Origin of the sequence: Parabacteroides sp. PF5-9 (assembly GCF_029893105.1) — a bacterium.
GTDB lineage: Bacteria > Bacteroidota > Bacteroidia > Bacteroidales > Tannerellaceae > JARXWG01.
This window is the reverse complement of the sequence record NZ_JARXWG010000009.1, coordinates 96,198-113,586: the sequence shown is the minus strand read 5'-3', so window position 1 is coordinate 113,586 and position 17,389 is coordinate 96,198. Positions and strand designations below refer to the sequence as shown.

Genomic DNA, 17,389 nt, shown 5'->3' with positions numbered 1-17,389 from the left:
TTAATGAGCGGCTGTAACGAATACTGCCATTTTGTTTCGTTTCTAACATAAGTTTACTTTTGTTGAATGACAACCTATTTCAGGACAGGACACCTGGGTCTGTTTTTTGTTAGAGGTACGTCTAAATTCGTTTAGACGTACCTCTAAATGGATTTACACCTACCTCTAAATTGTTTTAGAGGTACCTCTAACAGAAAACAGAGGTACCTCTAACCAAAAAGTATTCGAAAGAAGTCTATTAAGTTTCTGTAATAAGACAGAAAAAGGAGTGGGTGTTGTTCATTGTTTATCTCCTGTTTTGAATTCTAAACAGATAAAAGGGTTTGTCGCCGTATATTTTTTATCTTTGCGTTTTCATAAATTGATCAAGAAATTAAAGATGATTAGCTACCTCCAGATAGACCGGTTGACAAAGAGTTTTGGTGATTTGTTGCTTTTCGAAGAGATAACCTTTGGAATTGCTCAGGGGCAAAAGATTGGTTTAATCGCCAAAAACGGTGCTGGGAAGACCACTTTGTTGAATATTATTGCAGGAAAAGAAGATTACGACAGTGGCGCTGTGGTTTTTCGAAACGATTTGCGTGTGGGGTATCTGGAGCAGTCTCCGGCATATCCGGAGGGGTTAACAGTGTTGGAGGCTTGTTTTTATTCGACCAATGAGACCGTCAGATTAATCGCGGAGTATGAAAAGGTGATGTCCGGAGATGACCATTCGCAACTGAATGAGATCCTCATGCGGATGGATAATGAGAAGGCGTGGGACTATGAGCAGAAAGCCAAGCAGATATTAGGGCAGCTTAAGATATATAATCTGGATCAGAAAGTCGAAACGCTTTCGGGTGGACAGTTGAAACGGGTAGCATTGGCCAATGTATTGATCACCGAACCTGAGTTGATCATACTGGATGAGCCGACCAATCACCTGGATCTTGAAATGACAGAATGGCTGGAGGGGTATCTCAGTCGGGCGACGATCAGTCTTTTGATGGTGACTCATGATCGTTATTTTCTGGATCGTGTCTGCAATGAGATTATGGAGATCGATCATCAACAGATCTATCAATATAAAGGGAATTACAGCTATTATCTTGAAAAGCGACAGGAGCGTATTGCGACTTTCAATACGGATATAGAACGTGCCAATAATTTATTGAAGAAAGAGTTGGATTGGATGCGGCGTCAGCCTCAGGCACGAGGCACGAAAGCAAAATATCGCATCGATGCTTTTTATGAATTGGAAAAGCGTGCCAAACAGCGACGGGATAACGCACAGGTGAGCCTTGATGTTAAAGCGTCGTATATCGGTTCTAAAATCTTCGAAGCCGAACATGTGTCTAAACGTTTTGATGCCATTAAGATTGTGGAAGATTTTAATTACGTTTTTGCGCGTTATGAGAAAATGGGCATTGTAGGGAATAACGGCACAGGTAAGTCTACTTTTGTTAAGATGCTGTTGGGTGAGGTGGAGCCCGACAGCGGACGGTTTGATATTGGCGAAACAGTTCGTTTCGGTTATTACAGCCAGGAGGGGTTGGCGTTTGATGAGGAGATGAAAGTGATCGATGCTGTAAGGGATATCGCTGAATTTGTCGATTTAGGCAATGGTAATCGGATGGGAGTCTCTCAGTTTCTGAACTATTTTCTTTTTGCTCCGGAAAAACAACACGATTATATCCACAAACTGAGTGGAGGAGAGAAGCGGCGGTTGTACTTATGTACCGTATTGATGCGTAACCCTAATTTTCTGGTCTTGGATGAGCCGACCAATGATCTGGATATTGTTACATTAAATATATTGGAAGAGTATCTGCAGCAATTTAAGGGGTGTCTGATCGTGGTTTCGCATGACCGCTATTTTATGGATAAGGTGGTTGATCATCTATTGGTTTTTTATGGGAATGCGGAACTTAAAGATTTCCCGGGTAATTATACACAATATCGCGACTGGAAGGATGCAGACGAACAGTTGAAAAAGGAGGCGGAAGCGTCGCAAATAAAACGACAGGTGAATAATGCTCCGGAAAAACCGAACCGGCAGGAAAAAGAGCAGAAGAAAAAACTGACCTATAAAGAACAGAAGGAGTATGAGTCTTTAGAGATAGACATTGCAGCGCTCGAAACAGAAAAATCTGAACTGGAGGTGTTGATGAGCAGTGGCTCTCTGTCGAATGACGAATTAATGGAGAAATCGCAGCGTATCTCAGAGGTGTTGGAAGCGATCGAAGAGAAAACGATGCGTTGGCTTGAACTTAGCGAATACGCTTGAGTGTATTCGCTAATTGACAATTGACAGTTGACAGTTGGCAATTATGGTTTAAGGTAATTTAAGGCATACACTTTTATAATTTAAGGCATACACTTATAATTTAAGGCAATACGTTGATTGAAGGAAATGGATGAACAAAAACCCCAGCTTTGGAATCGGAATTTTATTCAGTGTTGTATCTCCTACTTTCTGCTGAATTTCTCCTTTTATATGTTGATGCCTACGATGCCGGTTTATTTAGTGGAAGAATTGGGTATTGATACTTCCAGGGTCGGTATGGTGTTGTCGAGTTATACGATAGGGATGTTGTGTGTCAGACCTTTTTCGGGATATCTGGTCGATTGTATTTCTCGTAAACCATTGTATTTCTTTGCTTATCTGATCTTTGCGATTTCGTTTTGTGGCTATTATTTTGCGGCAACCGTTGTGACGGTGATGTCGGTTCGTTTTCTGCAAGGTGGATTTGCCGGGTTAACATCTGTGGCGGGGAATACCATTGCGATCGATGTTATTCCGTCGAAGCGAAGAGGAGAGGGGATGGGTTTTTACGGATTGAATATTAATCTGGCGATGTCGCTGGCTCCGCTGGTGGCTGTGGCGGTTTATGGGCGACATGGCTTTCATCCCCTGGTAGGAGTTTGTTTGTCGATCGCTTTTGTAGGGGTACTCTCTGTGAGTCTGATCCGATATCCGAAACGTGAGAAAATACAACGTCCTCCGTTTTCGTTGGATCGTTTCCTTTTGCTCAAAGCATTGCCAGCGGCGTTCTCCTATATGCTTGTGGCGATCCCTTATGGCATGGTGGTTTCGTTTGTCGTTTTATATGGTAAAGAGATTCAGGTGGTCAATCCGGGTTATTTCTTTATATATATGGCTGTTGGAGTCGGGACGGCTCGTTTGATCTCGGGTAAATTGGTCGACCGGGGAAAGATTCATCTTGTTTCGATCTGTTCGTTGATCTCTTTGAGTCTTGTTTTTGCTGTATTTGCGCTGTTTCATAATGCGGTTGTCTTTTTTGTTTGTGCTTTATTGATAGGTATTGGGTTTGGTATCAGTGTTCCGGCTTTTCAATGTCTGTTTGTCAATGTGGCTCCGCATAATATGCGCGGAACGGCGACTTCGACCTATCTGACTTCGTTTGATCTGGGAGTTGGAATCGGAATGCTTTTAGCCGGTTTTATCGCATCACAGATATATATGGCTATGGCTTATCTGGTGGGTGCTGCCTGTTGTCTTCTCTCTCTCTTTGTGTATATCTTCCGTGTAAGAGCCTCTTACGAACGAAACAAACAGCCTGTCTGACAATCTCTATGCATTTCTTTGCAGATGCATTTGCGGTGATCGCAGATGTTTTATACGGTTTGGTCGATTTTGTTTTGAAATCGGTTAAACCTTCTGTTATATTTGTGTCTAAGAAATACAAAGAACGGAAAGGTTATAGATAGAGTCTATTATCATATAGATAGTATATGGGGTAAATGAGGGATGAAAATGTTTTTAGATAAATCTGTTTTGTGTTATTTTTCCATATTTTGATGAAGATTAACGATGTTTTAAAACATTATTGCAAAACATGTTGTTATATTTGCAGTAACGTAAAGACAAAAAATGAATTAAGGTAATTGGTCGGGCAAAAAAGAGTGTTTTAGGTTATATCAAAATAGACTGACCAAAAGATTGAGATTGTTAAGTGAAAAGTAGGTAAACTTGTTTTACCGGATTTTAGGTTATTTATTAAGGTTAAAAATTTAGGTTATGAAACGTTTAGTGATGGCAGTAGCGGCCTTAGCTTTTAGCGCTACATTGAGTATGACACACGCACAGAGTGTAAGTAAGAAACCTTTTATGGTTGATTTCAACAAATTAAGTACTTATCTGGACTTAGCTCCCTATCAGATGACAGAAGTGGTGAATATCAATGACTATTTCATTGAAATGCAAAAGGAGAGTTTGAGTAGAAATCCGGTACGTCAGGAAAGAAAAATGCACCAGGCGGTGTATGGTAATCTAAAACTGATGAAAGAGGTCTTGACTACGGAACAGTATCGCAAGTATGTTACTTTGTTGAATGTGACGAATAACAATAATCGTGTTTTGGGTCATACTGTTGTTTCAGATGTTTATCTGGCACATACGAAATAAACAAAGCGAGATCGAATAATTCGGAAAGAGATTGTATCGGAAGGATACAGTCTCTTTTTTTTATATCTATCTTTGCGCCGGCAAAACATAAATAATCTATTCTGATCTATGAAACAATTTGTTCTTCCATCTCAAAAGGCATTGAGAAATAACGCATTGGATTATTCCTTGATCGTAGTCGGTGCTTTCTTACAGGCATTGAGTTATGTCTTGTTTCTGGCGCCGTATAAGATTGTGCCGGGAGGTGTTTATGGGATATCGATCGTGATTCATTATGTGACACAAGGCCTGTTTCCATTGATGCCTGAAGGGCTACCGATAGGGGCAACAGCACTCTGTTTCAATATACCGTTAATGATTCTGGCCATGAAGAAGATCGGATTGGCGTCGGGTCCGAAAACGGTGGTGACTTTTTTATTGATTTCTCTATTTACGGACGGTTTATCTTATTTTATGACAGAACCTTTATTGGAGAATGATACATTTATCGCTGCATTTTATGGGGGAGCCATTCTGGGAATGGGCGTGACCTGTATTTTCAGGGCACATAGTACCAGTGCCGGTACGGATGTGTTGGCACGTGTATTAGCCAATAACTCTAACTTGAAGGTGAGTAATATGATCATTGTATTGGATTCGATTGTCGTATTATTGGGGTTAATTGTTTTTCAGGACTGGGCTGTTCCGTTATATTCCTGGTTTACCATTTTTGTCTATGGAAAAGTGGTCGAGATGTTTCAAACGGAAAATCCCAACCGAGCCGTGTTTGTTGTTTCGCCTAAAACGCAGGAAATTAAAGATCTGATGGTTGGAAAAATGAACATGCGCGGTACCTTTATCCATGGAAAAGGGATGTATGAGGGAAAAGAAAAAGAGATCATATTTACGATTGCGGAACGTAAAGATCTTCCCCGTTTGAAAAATGAGATAAAAATGATCGATCCCCACGCTTTTGTCTCGACAATGCATGCCAGTAAAGATTCACCTCCACCCGGAATATAATCCGCTCCTGATGTTGCATGGTATCGCTTAATACGCTATTTTTGTAGCATTTTACAAGAAATTAGAATACATCATTTACTAAATTACACAAAATGCCCAGTATCTCGCAACGTGGAGTAAGCATGCCAGCTTCTCCCATTCGTAAACTCGTCCCGCTGGCTAATAAGGCTAAGGCAAAAGGAACCAAGGTGTATCATCTCAATATCGGACAACCCGATTTACCTACTCCTGAAGTCGCGATGGACGCGATACGTCATATCGATCGCAAGGTATTGGAATATTCTCCCAGTGAGGGGATACTCAGCTTTCGTCAGAAACTTGTCAAGTACTACGCCAAGTTTAATATCCAGGTGACAACCGATGATATCATCGTCACGACCGGAGGATCAGAGGCTGTGTTTTTCTCCTTTATGGCCTGTTTGGATCCGGGGGATGAGTTGATTGTTCCTGAGCCGGCGTATGCCAACTATATGGCGTTTGCTATTTCCAGTGGTGCAGTCATTAAGACAATCCCTTCCTCTATCGAAGAGGGCTTTGCGCTTCCTTCTGTGGAGCAATTTGAAAAACTAATCACACCGCGGACGAAAGCCATCCTAATTTGTAATCCCAATAATCCGACCGGCTATTTGTATACTCAAAAGGAGATGGATCAGATTCGTGATCTGGTCAAAAAATATGATCTGTTTCTTTTCTCCGACGAGGTGTATCGTGAATTCTGTTATACCGGCGCCCCATATATTTCGGCTTTTCACCTGAAAGGTATAGAGAATAATGTGGTGTTGGTCGACTCGGTATCCAAACGTTACAGTGAATGTGGTATTCGCATTGGAGCCATTATCACCAAAAACCAGATGGTTAAAGAGAATGTCATGAAATGGTGCCAGGCTCGGCTGAGTCCTCCGCTTTTGGGACAGATTGCTGCGGAAGCATCATTGGATACGCCTGACGATTATATGCTGGATGTGTATAACGAATATGTGGAACGCCGTAAATTTTTGATTGATGGGTTGAACCGTATTCCCGGATGTTATTCTCCCATTCCGATGGGAGCGTTCTATACCATGGCGAAACTACCTGTGGATGATGCCGATAAGTTTTGTGCCTGGTGTCTGGAGAAGTTTGAGTATGAAGGTCAAACGGTTATGATGGCTCCGGGTTCCGGTTTTTATACGACGCCGGGTTTGGGTAAAAATGAAGTGCGTATAGCCTATGTCTTGAACAAAGAAGATTTAGCCAAAGCCCTTATGGTATTGGCCAAAGCATTGGAAGCTTATCCCGGAAGAACAGTTTAGAAAATGATTAATGATTAATTGTTAATTATTAATTTGATTCCATTGAATTTAGAACTTTTCATAGCTAAAAAGATTCATTTCAGTAAAGACGGTGACCGCAAGGTGACTTCTCCTGCTGTACGTATTGCCATGATTGGTCTGGCACTGGGTTTGGGTGTCATGATTTTGTCTGTAGCCATCGTCGTAGGGTTTAAGAAGGAAGTCCGGAATAAAGTCATCGGATTCGGTTCGCATATTCAAATCACCAATTTTGATAGTAATTCTTCGTATGAATCTACTCCGATTGCAGTGAATGATTCATTGAAAGAGGCATTGCGTGTTTGGCCTGGCGTAAAGCATATAGAAGTGTTTGCAACTAAGCCGGGAATAGTAAAGACAGATGCCGAATTTCAAGGTGTTATCTTTAAAGGAATAGATACCGATTTTGACTGGACCTTTTTTAGGAATAACTTGAAGGAGGGGGAACTCTTTACGGTTGATCCGGACAAAAATTCGACGGAGGTATTGGTTTCCCGCTATTTGTGTGATCTGTTAGGCTTAAAAGTCGGCGACAATCTATTTGCCTATTTCGTACAAGAGGATGTACGTGCCCGACGTTTTCATATTTCCGGTATTTATGAAACGGGTTTTCTGGATTATGATAAACTCTTTATTCTAACCGACATCAGGCAAATCCGCCGTTTAAATGGCTGGGAAGCTGATCAATGTAGCGGAATCGAGTTGTTGGTTCATGATTATGATCAACTGGATCAGATTACTGAAGCGTTGTATTTTGATATGGCGGAGAAGCAAGATCGAAATGGAAACACGTTTTATACCCGTTCTGTCAAGGAGTTAAATCCTATGATTTTTAGTTGGTTGGAAGTATTGGATGTCAACGTCGTTGTTATTCTTATTCTGATGATGGCTGTTGCCGGTTTTACAATGATCTCAGGCTTGTTGATCATTATCCTTGAACGGACGAATATGATAGGTATACTGAAGGCGATGGGGCAAAATAATGTCAGTATACGCAAAGTCTTTCTATATGTCTCTTTCTTTTTGATCGGAAAGGGGATGGTTTGGGGTAATCTGGTTGGCATATTGATTTGCCTGATCCAATCTTATTTTAGAGTTTTTACTTTAGACCCGTCGACCTATTATCTGGATGCTGTTCCGATCGATCTTAGCCTAACCTCTTTATTGTTGATCAATCTCGGCACGTTGGCAGCAGCCATGTTGATGATGTTGGGACCGACTTATCTCATCACAAAAATAGATCCGGTTCGTAGCATCCGGTTCGAATAAACTCTTTTAATACATCTGTATGGACGCAAACATCGTCCTGTACATCGCCGCTTTTTCTTCTAAAGGCTTGGGATAAGCCCTGGAGGAAGAGGGCATGCGAAAGAGTTTGAAAGAGCGCTTCATCCAGGTGAAACAAGTATATTCTCCAACTTTCGGCTCTTCAGCCTGGGGAATCACGGAGAGGAATGTATCCATCGCCTTTTGGCCGGTAATCACAATCGCCTCACACAACGGAATTTGTGACAATACCTCTTCCGGATCAAACGGTTTTGCCACTTCCAGAAACTTATCCGATGCATTTGCTTTTAGCCGGATCACTTCCGCGGCTGTATCTCCGATCCCAATCCCTTTCTCTTCACAGAAAGCAACAGCTTTTTCACGACTGAAACTCTTCTTTGTTTTCAGAAAGTAATCTTTATCCTGATAGAAAATCAAACCGATAATCCGCCACATATCGTTCTGGATATTGGGATAATAGAACTCCATCGACCAGCGCGACCGGGGTGGCGGGAAGCTACCCAGCATTAATAACCGGGTATTTTCAGGAAGAAAAAATCCTAATGGATGGGTTTCGGTATGATCCATGTTACTCATAATCTTTAGACTGATCTTTCGATCATTATTTCAATAGAATCCTATTATGAACAGTTAGAGATCATATCACAACCCAATTATTTGTTCTTTTTGCGATCCCTTTTGTTATCAGCTTTAGCCAGTACAAGGATGTTGTACACAAAGTCAGTGACCCACTGTTCCGAATATCCCAGAGTTTCGGCGTATTTGCGGATACTCCATGCCCTTTTCTGATCATTTACCTCTTTCCATTCCGATTTGGTAAACACGTCATGAATCACACGGGTTATCTGGCGTCGCATCAGTTTATTGACAAGCATAGACAGACGGAATTTCCATTGCATCAGATTATCAAGTAATCCGAACAGATCCTGACAAAAGCCTTGAAACTGGAAAAAATAGGTTTGGATATGTTGTTGTGACTTACAGTTTTTCTTTACAGATGCATCAATCTCTTTGAAAAAGTATTCGCCTAATCCATAATCTTGCATCAGAACTTTTTTTACGCGCGATTTTTCGGCCAGACCCGGTTTGTTGTTTTGTGTCGGGATTTTCAACATGCGTTTGAATAAGGCCATATCAGGCAACATATTGATGTTGGTAATTCCCAGATTGACAGCCATAACGGCTTGATAATAAACCCGTATAAATGTCATGAACTCTTCAACGGAACGTTCGCCGGCATAGTCCGTTGTCTCTTCTTTTTTATGTAGTAGACCCATTTGAATGAACGATAATTTTTATGAGTGACAAAGATAGAATAAATTAAGCATTATTCCTTGTGATAAGCGTCGATTGCTTTTTTGACAGACCCATGTAAAAGCAATAAATGTTTGGCTTGTTCATTATCGAGTTTTAATTCTTCCATGAGCATTCTTACCCCTCGATCGACCAATTTCTGATTGGTTAATTGCATATTGACCATTCGGTTACCTTTCACCCGTCCCAATTTAATCATCACCGAGGAGGTGATCATATTCAGGATCATTTTCTGAGCGGTACCGCTTTTCATGCGTGTGCTTCCGGTCACGAATTCAGGGCCAACAATCGCTTCAATGGCAATCTCGGCCGCAGCAGCCATGGGAGAGTCGGGGTTGCAGGATATGGAGGCGGTGAGAATACCTTGTTTACGTGCTTCCTGTAATGCTCCGATCACATACGGTGTGGTTCCCGATGCGGCAATTCCGATAACGGTATCATCTTTGTCGATCTGATAAGCCTGTAGTTCGTTCCACCCCTTTATCCAGTCATCTTCAGCAGATTCTACCGGATTGCGTAAGGCGGTATCACCTCCGGCAATCAGTCCGATAACGATTGTGTTAGGCATACCGTAGGTGGGAGGAATTTCGGAGGCATCCAATACCCCCAGTCGTCCGCTTGTGCCGGCTCCCAGATAGAATATCCGTCCTCCTCGTTTCATCCGATCGATCAATGCGGTCACCAATTGTTCTATCTGAGGAATGGCTCTCTGAACAGCAAGCGCAACCTTTTGATCTTCCCGGTTGATGTTTTCCAATAGTTCGCCAACCGACATCTTTTCCAGATGATTGTATAATGATTCCGATTCGGTTATTTTCTGAAAAGCCATAATTCTTAAACGGTATGATATTGAATAAGTCCATCCATTGGCGATTGCATGATCATTCCGATATTCAGATCGAGTGCACTTCCCACCTCTTTTAATAGATCCTGATAGAAGAACGCAATTGAGCCAGTAAAATGTATAGGTAATTGATCCATGCCACTATAAGCCATCACATTTCTAACAAAGAAGTTTTGAAAACTACTGCGCACCAAATGGCGGATAGGCTGCTCATGCAGATTTTCCCATAAAAAACGGGAGAGGTTGGCCAGAAAACGGTTTGGGAAAGGTTCTTTGTATACTTTCTCCAGAATAAGTGCAGGGGTAAGTTCATAACGCTGCATAAATTTCTGAATAAGCGGTTCAGGCAAACGTTTTTTCAGACAGTCGGCAACGAATAATTTCCCCAACACGGCACCACTGCCTTCATCTCCCAAGATGTATCCCAAAGGGGGGATATGTTCGATAATCTCCACACCATCGAAAAGGCATGAGTTGGAACCTGTACCCAGAATGCAGGCTATACCCGGTGACAAACCGCATAATCCCCGTGCAGCACCCATTAAATCACTATGCACTTCCACGGGGGCTTGTAATTTATTGCCGAGCAGTTCTTCCAATATCCGATTTTTCTCCGGAAAAGCACACCCTGCACCGTAAAAGAAAACGGCTTCTATTGGATGGGATTCCAATAATGGAAAAAGGGAATGGTTCAATTCTTCCGAAATATCCTCGGGAGTTTGAAAATAGGGATTTATCCCGGTTGTTGGAATACGCTGTACGACAACACCCTCATGAATAAGACACCAGTCGGTTTTTGTAGAACCGCTGTCGGCGATCAAGATCATAGATATAAATTAATCAGCCACTTTTGGAGCATATACACCAAGGCTCCGGCAATATATCCTATCGCTGCCATCCATGTGATACGTTTCAAATACCACATAAAATTGATACGTTCCAATCCCATAACGACTACTCCGGCGGCAGAACCGATAATCAGCATGCTACCACCAACCCCGGCACAATAGGTCAGGAACTGCCAGAAAGTACCATCCTGTACAAAGTTCATCATATATTCCGGATTAGCCGAAGCAGCAACCATCGCTTCGGTGGCTACAGGGTACATCCCTATCGCACCGGCTACCAGAGGCACATTGTCGACAATGGCAGATAATGCCCCGATGACCATATTGACCGCATATACGTTACCTACAGTTTGATCCAGCCAAACGGAGAAACTACCCAAAATGCCGCTGAAACGCAAAACGTCGACCGCCAGCAAAATCCCTAAAAAGAAAAGCAGAGTCGCTCCGTCAATACGTCGCACAACTTTGGATAAACGAAGTTTTAAATCTTCATTAATTGTATCTCTTCGGTACATGATTTCTGTATAGACCCATAAGATACCGACTCCCAATAGAATCCCTAAAAATGGAGGCAGGTGGGTTACTGTTTTAAATATAGGAACAAAGATCAAACATAACACCCCAATGATCAATATGGACAGTTTTTCTTTTGTCTTGAGTTCTTTCAATAATTCGTCGTTGTCTTCTTCCTGGAAATAAATAGGAGGAGTTACATTCCCATGTAAAAAGCGTGTGGCTATCAGTACCGGAATCAATGCCGAAACAATACTTGGCAAGATGAGGTTCGGTATAGTGGCAGAGGTGGAAATATTTCCCCTGACCCATAACATAATCGTTGTCACGTCACCAATCGGCGACCAGGCTCCTCCACTGTTTGCCGCAATGATAATGATACTGCCGAATACCCAACGTTCCTTGAAGTTTCCGATCAGTTTCCGGATCAACATAATCATGACAATCGAAGAAGTTAGATTGTCTAACGCTGCCGACATGAAGAAAGTCAGCATAGCAATGATCACTAAAAGTTTCCGTTTATTGGTGGTGGTGATTCTGTTGGTGATAAATAAAAAACCTCCGTGAACATCGATCAACTCTACCGTAATCATAGCTCCGATCAGGAAGATCAGCGTTTCAGCGATTTCTCCGATGCAGTGAATCAGTTGATGATCTACTACAAAATGGATACATTGGTCGCGAAACGATTCGGAAAGAAGGGCGGGAGACGATTGTAGGAAATGCTGAAACTCTTCGAAAGAGACTGAAGGGATCAGATCGGGTGCAGCAAAAACATACATGACCCATAACACAGTTCCGGTCAATAGTGCACTCCCGGCTTTGTTGATTTTAAAAGGATGTTCTAATGCGATAAACAAATAGCCTATCACAAATACGAAAAGCATGGCGGTTAATATCATCTTCTTTTTTTTAGTTTGAGTAAAAACGGTGTAAAAATAGTAATAATTATAAAATTTTCACAATAGAATCGTGCAGAATGGAGCATTTGACTGTTTTTTTAAGTTCACCGACCTTTTCTGGTACCATCCTATAGGAATAAAAGAAGTATTCTGTCCGTTTTTTTGTGACACGTAGGTTCATTTTCTGTTAGAGGTACCTCTAAATGATTTTAGACGTACCTCTAAACAGATTTAGACGTACCTCTAAATTGTTTTAGACGTACCTCTAACAAAAAAGTGTTCCAATAGGCACAAATAAACCATTCGTTGTTTTTGTTTTTTCTTTTTTATGATTTGCAAATCAGTGGCTAAAGTCAAAATTGAAAATTTATACGTATGTTTGCTCCGATAAAAGAACAGTGTGTATGAGGCGCAAAAAGAGTCTGTTAATAATTTCAGTTGCTGTTTTGGTAACCGTTTTGTTTATTCTTCCGCTTGTCGGATTCGGAATATTAAAATGGGGAGTACTTCCTCCGGAGAAACTGACTCCGTTGGTGATCGAACAAACCAATCGTTTTATTGATGCTCATCTGGAATGTGAACATGTCGAATTAACTTTTTGGGAGACCTACCCTAATCTGGGCGTAAAACTGACCAACGGCCGATTAATCTCACATGCGGCCGATGACGACCATTTACATATAGGCGTGGAGAATCTGCATTCCGACTCATTACTGTTTTTCAATCAGGTGACGCTCTCCTTACGTCCGTTTGACTACCTGTTTCGCAAAATAATCTCTATCGATGAGATCTTGATAGACGGACTTCATTTTTATGGATATGTCAATAGGGAAGGGAAAGCCAATTGGGCTATTTATCAAACGGAAGAGGGTGAGTCTGTTGAGGTAGATGCTCCAAAGGAGCCTTTGCCGACTATCGACCTGAAACGTGTACATATAACAAATGCACATTTTATCTATGATGATGAACAGCAGGATACGTACATGGAGATGGATGATTTCTTTCTGATGCTTACCGGTTCATTTACAGGAGGAGGGAATCAGTTTGAGATTGAAACGGGCTCTTCCTCTTTTTTATATACCAATCCTTCGTATTCATTAACAAACCGGCTGAATTGGGAACTCAAAAGCCGTGTTGAAATGAGCCATAATTTCTCGGTGGCGACTTTAACCCGCGCTGAAATGCGCATTAATAAATTGCCTTTTACTGCGAATGGGGTTGTCTTTGCCATGCCCGAAAGCAATAACATTCGTTTTGATGTGAATCTGGGACTTGGTGCAACGGATATCAATGAATTACTTGCTTTTATTCCGGGTGACTATTTGCCGAATCGTCACCGGATGGAGGCAAAAGGGTCTGTGATGCTTGATGCTAGTGTGAATGGGGTGTTGGGTGATAGTATAATGCCTTCGGTTTATTTGTATTGCCGGATTGCCGATGGCGCTTATCATATGAAAGATGTCGAGCAGGGAATTGAAAATCTCTCGATGGATATGGATGTTTTTGTAGATGGAGTCTCTCCCGAATCGTCTTATTTGAATCTGGGTAGCCTGGTGTTGGAAGGGTTGAACACCTCTCTTCATGTAGAAGGAAATGTGAGCAATCTGTTGAATACTCCATCGGTGGATATGCAAATGAAAGGGCGTATCGATTTCACCCGGTTGGGAGAAGAGTTTCTGAATCCGGATACCTTTTTGATTCGGGGAGTAGCAGATATGGATTTGGGTGCCTCTTTTACTTCTGAGGACATTATTAATAGTCGTTTTGATAAGATACGAGCCAAAGGACGTCTGGATATCGATACTTTTAAAGTGTTTAGTAAGCCTTTGGATATAGATATGCTGATTGCTGATGCTCATTTGGTCGTCGGGGCGGTCGAACGTGAAAGCCGGTATCTGAATGTTAAGGATATGTTGAATGCTAAACTGACTGTCGATTCATTGAATATCAGGTATAAGGATGAAATAGATACGCGTGTCGGAAAGGTAGAACTGGAAGCGAATACGGCTCAGGTAATTGATACGACAGCTGTTATTCCGGTGACCGGACAGTTGAAATTTGAACATTTGCGAACACGTATGCCCGATTCGGTCTGGGTGAGTGTGCGCCAGGCATTGGTACAGGGTGGTCTGAAAGCTTCGGAAAATAATAAGCGGCAACCTGTAGCTGCCATGAAAATATCGGTGGATACGTTGAAATATTTTGTGGCACCAACGCGGACGACAGCCACTTTGGCGGAAAGCGTATTTCGATTGGAGGCGTTGCCTTATCGCGATGCGATGCGTCAACAACAGGCAACGCGAAGAGCGAGTCGACAGGCGAATGGTACTCAGACGGATAGTATACACCCTTCGAATAGATCTGTTCAAAGGGATAGCCTGAGAATGCAGGCTTTCAGGGCGCGAAGAGACTCTACTGGTCGTGTGCGTAGGGAGTCGACAACAGGTAGTGAAACCAATCAATTATTACGAAACTGGGAAGCGCGAGGTAGCGTTCAATTTAAACAGATGCGTGTTTTTAGCCGGTTATTTCCTACAGTTATTCGTATGGGAAATACTTCCGTTAATTTTGACACGAATAAAGTAACAATGACTGATGCCCGGGTGCGTGTCGGGAAAAGTGATTTTACATTGAGTGGCGAACTGAGTCGTATCCGGCAGGCTATGTTGCGTGGAGGAACGTTACAGGGTGAATTCTATTTAACATCGGATACGATTGATTGTAATCAATTAATGCAAGCTATTAATCGGGGTATGCTGTTTGCCGAACAGTTGGAGTCGGCCGAAAATCAGTTGTTGAACTCCGACGAGGTCATCGACGAGGATGAGCAATTGGCACAACATCAAGAGATAGATGTGATAGATGCAGATACGACTGATGTGCTGTTCGTTGTTCCCCGTAATCTGAATATGACGTTACATACCAAAGCCAAACGAGTAAACTATACGGACTTGAATCTGGAAAATGTGGAAGGAAAGATCATTATACGTGATCAAAGCCTGAATCTGAGTAACCTGAGTATGAAGTCGAATATAGGGAATGGGAATCTGACCATGGTCTATACCGCCAAGGATCGCCAAGGGGCTACTGCCGGTTTTGATCTGGAGATGGAACAGATATTAGTGGACAAACTGATCGGTCTGTTCCCGTCGATAGATACGCTGGTTCCTATGCTTCGTTCTTTTGAAGGGATGGTCGACTGTCAGATCACGGCAACCTGTGATATTGATTCTACCATGTCGATGATTCTGCCCTCTTTGCAGTCGGCTTGTTATCTGTATGGCAAAAATATGGTGTTGCTTGATGGAGAAACGTTTACTGAAATATCTAAAACATTGATGTTCAAGAATAAGGAACGGAATCAGATTGATAGTATTTCTGTTGATCTGGCGATCCGTGATCATAAGATTGAGGTTTTCCCGTTCCTGCTTGAAATGGATCGTTACCGGGTAGCCGTAGGGGGAACGCATAATCTGGATATGACTTTTAATTACCATGTGTCGGTATTGAAATCGCCTGTTCCGTTTAAGTTAGGAATAGATGTCACCGGAAATATGGATGATTTTAAATATAAAATTGTCAAATGTAAGTATAAAGATACCTTTAAACCTGCCCGGTCGGCCGATCTGAATGATAGCCGTGTGAGTTTGAGGCAGGAGATCCGTAATGCGATCAGAGAAAAAATCAAAGAGACTGCTCCCGAATTGGTTAGTTTTCGGCAGCAAGAACCTGCGAATGAAGAAAGTACGATTCCCGCAGAAGTAGAAGTTCGCGGGAATGAGGAATCAACAAGTTGACTTGATTTAAGGCAGCTATCTGTTGTGATACATCTGTTCGTAATAGTTTAAATAATCACCGTCTATAATTGTATCTACCCATTCCTGATTGTCCAGGTACCAACGAATTGTTTTGATAATCCCTTTATCAAAAGGAGTCTCAGGCAGCCATCCCAACTCGTGGGATATTTTTGTCGGGTCGATTGCATACCGTTGATCATGTCCGAGGCGATCTTTTACAAAGGTGATCAGGTGATCATTGATCCAGTCGATTTTTATATGACCCTGCTCGTCGAACTCTTTTTTCTTTAGAACCTGACGATAGGCGGGTTCTGTATCCATAATTTCACGAATGGTACGGATGATGGTTTTGACAATGTCGATGTTCTGCTTCTCGTTGTGTCCTCCGACATTATAGACCTCTCCGTTACGTCCCTGATGTAATACCAGATCAATCGCTTTGCAATGATCTTCTACATACAACCAGTCGCGCACATTGGTGCCGTCGCCATATACGGGCAATGATTTTCCTTCCAGAATATTTTTGATGATCAGTGGAATCAGTTTCTCTGGAAAGTGGTAAGGACCGTAGTTGTTGGAACAACGGGTTATGGTAGTCGGCATTTTATAGGTATCCGAATAGGCTTTGACAATCAGATCAGCACTTGTTTTGGACGCACTGTAGGGACTGTGTGGATCGAGTGGGGTGGTCTCGTGAAAATACCCTTCTGCTCCGAGGCTTCCATAGACTTCATCGGTAGACACCTGATGAAAACGAACATCCTCTCTCCATACCGGATAACCCGTTTCATCTTTTCCTGTAGTCCAGGCTAAACGGGCGGCATCCAGTAGGTTTTGGGTGCCAAGTATGTTGGTCATCAGAAATAGTTGAGGGTTCTCAATACTTCTATCTACATGACTTTCTGCAGCGAAGTTTACGACATAATCGATATGGTGTTCTGCAAAAAGTTGATTAACTAACAAACGATCTCCGATATCTCCTTTGACAAACAGACATCTTTTGTTGTCTACATCTTCAATGATTGTTCCCAGGTTTCCGGCGTAGGTAAGCAAATCCAATACTACAATTTTTATGTCCTGGTATTTACCTAACATGAACTTTAGGAAATTTGCACCGATAAAACCGGCAGCACCGGTTACTAAATAAGTTTTCATATTGTCTGT

Annotated in this window: 13 protein-coding genes; 7 read left to right on the top strand and 6 right to left on the bottom strand. The window is 42.1% G+C overall.

All coding sequences use genetic code 11. The features are described 5' to 3' along the window. The first annotated feature begins 379 nt into the window (after positions 1-379). The 6 genes from M2135_RS07210 to M2135_RS07185 all read left to right on the top strand — a co-directional run bounded on the left by M2135_RS07210 (position 380) and on the right by M2135_RS07185 (position 7,989). Complete coding sequence (locus tag M2135_RS07210) at positions 380-2,266, top strand: ABC-F family ATP-binding cassette domain-containing protein (RefSeq protein WP_280747851.1); 1,887 nt, start codon at positions 380-382, stop codon at positions 2,264-2,266. A gap of 126 nt (positions 2,267-2,392) precedes the next feature. Beyond that, entirely contained in the window at positions 2,393-3,568 is a 1,176-nt protein-coding gene (locus M2135_RS07205; protein WP_280747850.1) for an MFS transporter, read from the top strand. Positions 3,569-4,021: 453 nt separating this feature from the next. After that, positions 4,022-4,408, top strand: coding sequence for a hypothetical protein (locus M2135_RS07200; RefSeq protein ID WP_280747849.1), 387 nt, complete (start codon positions 4,022-4,024; stop codon positions 4,406-4,408). Between the two features lie 108 nt (positions 4,409-4,516). Continuing rightward, entirely contained in the window at positions 4,517-5,410 is an 894-nt protein-coding gene (locus M2135_RS07195) for a YitT family protein (RefSeq protein WP_280747848.1), read from the top strand. Between the two features lie 92 nt (positions 5,411-5,502). Next, positions 5,503-6,702 carry a pyridoxal phosphate-dependent aminotransferase gene (locus M2135_RS07190; protein ID WP_280747847.1) on the top strand — a complete coding sequence of 400 codons (1,200 nt, stop codon included), beginning with the start codon at positions 5,503-5,505 and terminating at the stop codon, positions 6,700-6,702. 42 nt (positions 6,703-6,744) lie between these two features. Beyond that, the gene (locus M2135_RS07185; protein WP_280747846.1) at positions 6,745-7,989 is read left to right on the top strand and encodes an FtsX-like permease family protein; all 1,245 of its coding nucleotides are present in this window, start codon (positions 6,745-6,747) and stop codon (positions 7,987-7,989) included. 6 nt (positions 7,990-7,995) lie between these two features. On the opposite strand, the gene M2135_RS07180 is transcribed toward M2135_RS07185, so the two are convergent. The 5 genes from M2135_RS07180 to nhaD form a co-directional block, all read right to left on the bottom strand. Further along, the gene (locus tag M2135_RS07180; RefSeq protein ID WP_280747845.1) at positions 7,996-8,574 is read right to left on the bottom strand and encodes a uracil-DNA glycosylase family protein; all 579 of its coding nucleotides are present in this window, start codon (positions 8,572-8,574) and stop codon (positions 7,996-7,998) included. An 86-nt stretch (positions 8,575-8,660) separates the two neighbouring features. After that, the gene (locus M2135_RS07175) at positions 8,661-9,284 is read right to left on the bottom strand and encodes a hypothetical protein (RefSeq protein ID WP_280747844.1); all 624 of its coding nucleotides are present in this window, start codon (positions 9,282-9,284) and stop codon (positions 8,661-8,663) included. 50 nt (positions 9,285-9,334) lie between these two features. Then, entirely contained in the window at positions 9,335-10,150 is an 816-nt protein-coding gene (gene murQ / locus M2135_RS07170) for an N-acetylmuramic acid 6-phosphate etherase (protein WP_280747843.1), read from the bottom strand. A gap of 5 nt (positions 10,151-10,155) precedes the next feature. After that, positions 10,156-10,992, bottom strand: coding sequence for an ATPase (locus tag M2135_RS07165; protein WP_280747842.1), 837 nt, complete (start codon positions 10,990-10,992; stop codon positions 10,156-10,158). Next, positions 10,989-12,425, bottom strand: coding sequence for a sodium:proton antiporter NhaD (gene nhaD, locus M2135_RS07160; RefSeq protein WP_280747854.1), 1,437 nt, complete (start codon positions 12,423-12,425; stop codon positions 10,989-10,991). The genes M2135_RS07165 and nhaD overlap by 4 nt, the downstream gene beginning before the upstream one ends. A 407-nt stretch (positions 12,426-12,832) precedes the next feature. On the opposite strand from nhaD, the gene M2135_RS07155 reads away from it, so the two are divergent. Continuing rightward, on the top strand, positions 12,833-16,225 hold the full coding sequence (locus M2135_RS07155) for an AsmA-like C-terminal region-containing protein (RefSeq protein WP_280747841.1): 3,393 nt from the start codon (positions 12,833-12,835) through the stop codon (positions 16,223-16,225). A gap of 15 nt (positions 16,226-16,240) precedes the next feature. On the opposite strand, the gene rfbB is transcribed toward M2135_RS07155, so the two are convergent. Then, complete coding sequence (gene rfbB, locus M2135_RS07150; protein WP_280747840.1) at positions 16,241-17,380, bottom strand: dTDP-glucose 4,6-dehydratase; 1,140 nt, start codon at positions 17,378-17,380, stop codon at positions 16,241-16,243. Between the last annotated feature and the right edge of the window lie 9 nt (positions 17,381-17,389).

What these genes read in the sequence shown, in the direction of transcription:
- M2135_RS07210 (WP_280747851.1), top strand. Translation starts at nt 380, where the DNA reads ATGATTAGCTACCTCCAGATAGACCGGTTGACAAAGAGTTTTGGTGAT.
- M2135_RS07205 (WP_280747850.1), top strand. Translation starts at nt 2,393, where the DNA reads ATGGATGAACAAAAACCCCAGCTTTGGAATCGGAATTTTATTCAGTGT.
- M2135_RS07200 (WP_280747849.1), top strand. Translation starts at nt 4,022, where the DNA reads ATGAAACGTTTAGTGATGGCAGTAGCGGCCTTAGCTTTTAGCGCTACA.
- M2135_RS07195 (WP_280747848.1), top strand. Translation starts at nt 4,517, where the DNA reads ATGAAACAATTTGTTCTTCCATCTCAAAAGGCATTGAGAAATAACGCA.
- M2135_RS07190 (WP_280747847.1), top strand. Translation starts at nt 5,503, where the DNA reads ATGCCCAGTATCTCGCAACGTGGAGTAAGCATGCCAGCTTCTCCCATT.
- M2135_RS07180 (WP_280747845.1), bottom strand. Translation starts at nt 8,574, where the DNA reads ATGGATCATACCGAAACCCATCCATTAGGATTTTTTCTTCCTGAAAAT.
- M2135_RS07175 (WP_280747844.1), bottom strand. Translation starts at nt 9,284, where the DNA reads ATGGGTCTACTACATAAAAAAGAAGAGACAACGGACTATGCCGGCGAA.
- murQ (WP_280747843.1), bottom strand. Translation starts at nt 10,150, where the DNA reads ATGGCTTTTCAGAAAATAACCGAATCGGAATCATTATACAATCATCTG.
- M2135_RS07165 (WP_280747842.1), bottom strand. Translation starts at nt 10,992, where the DNA reads ATGATCTTGATCGCCGACAGCGGTTCTACAAAAACCGACTGGTGTCTT.
- M2135_RS07155 (WP_280747841.1), top strand. Translation starts at nt 12,833, where the DNA reads ATGAGGCGCAAAAAGAGTCTGTTAATAATTTCAGTTGCTGTTTTGGTA.
- rfbB (WP_280747840.1), bottom strand. Translation starts at nt 17,380, where the DNA reads ATGAAAACTTATTTAGTAACCGGTGCTGCCGGTTTTATCGGTGCAAAT.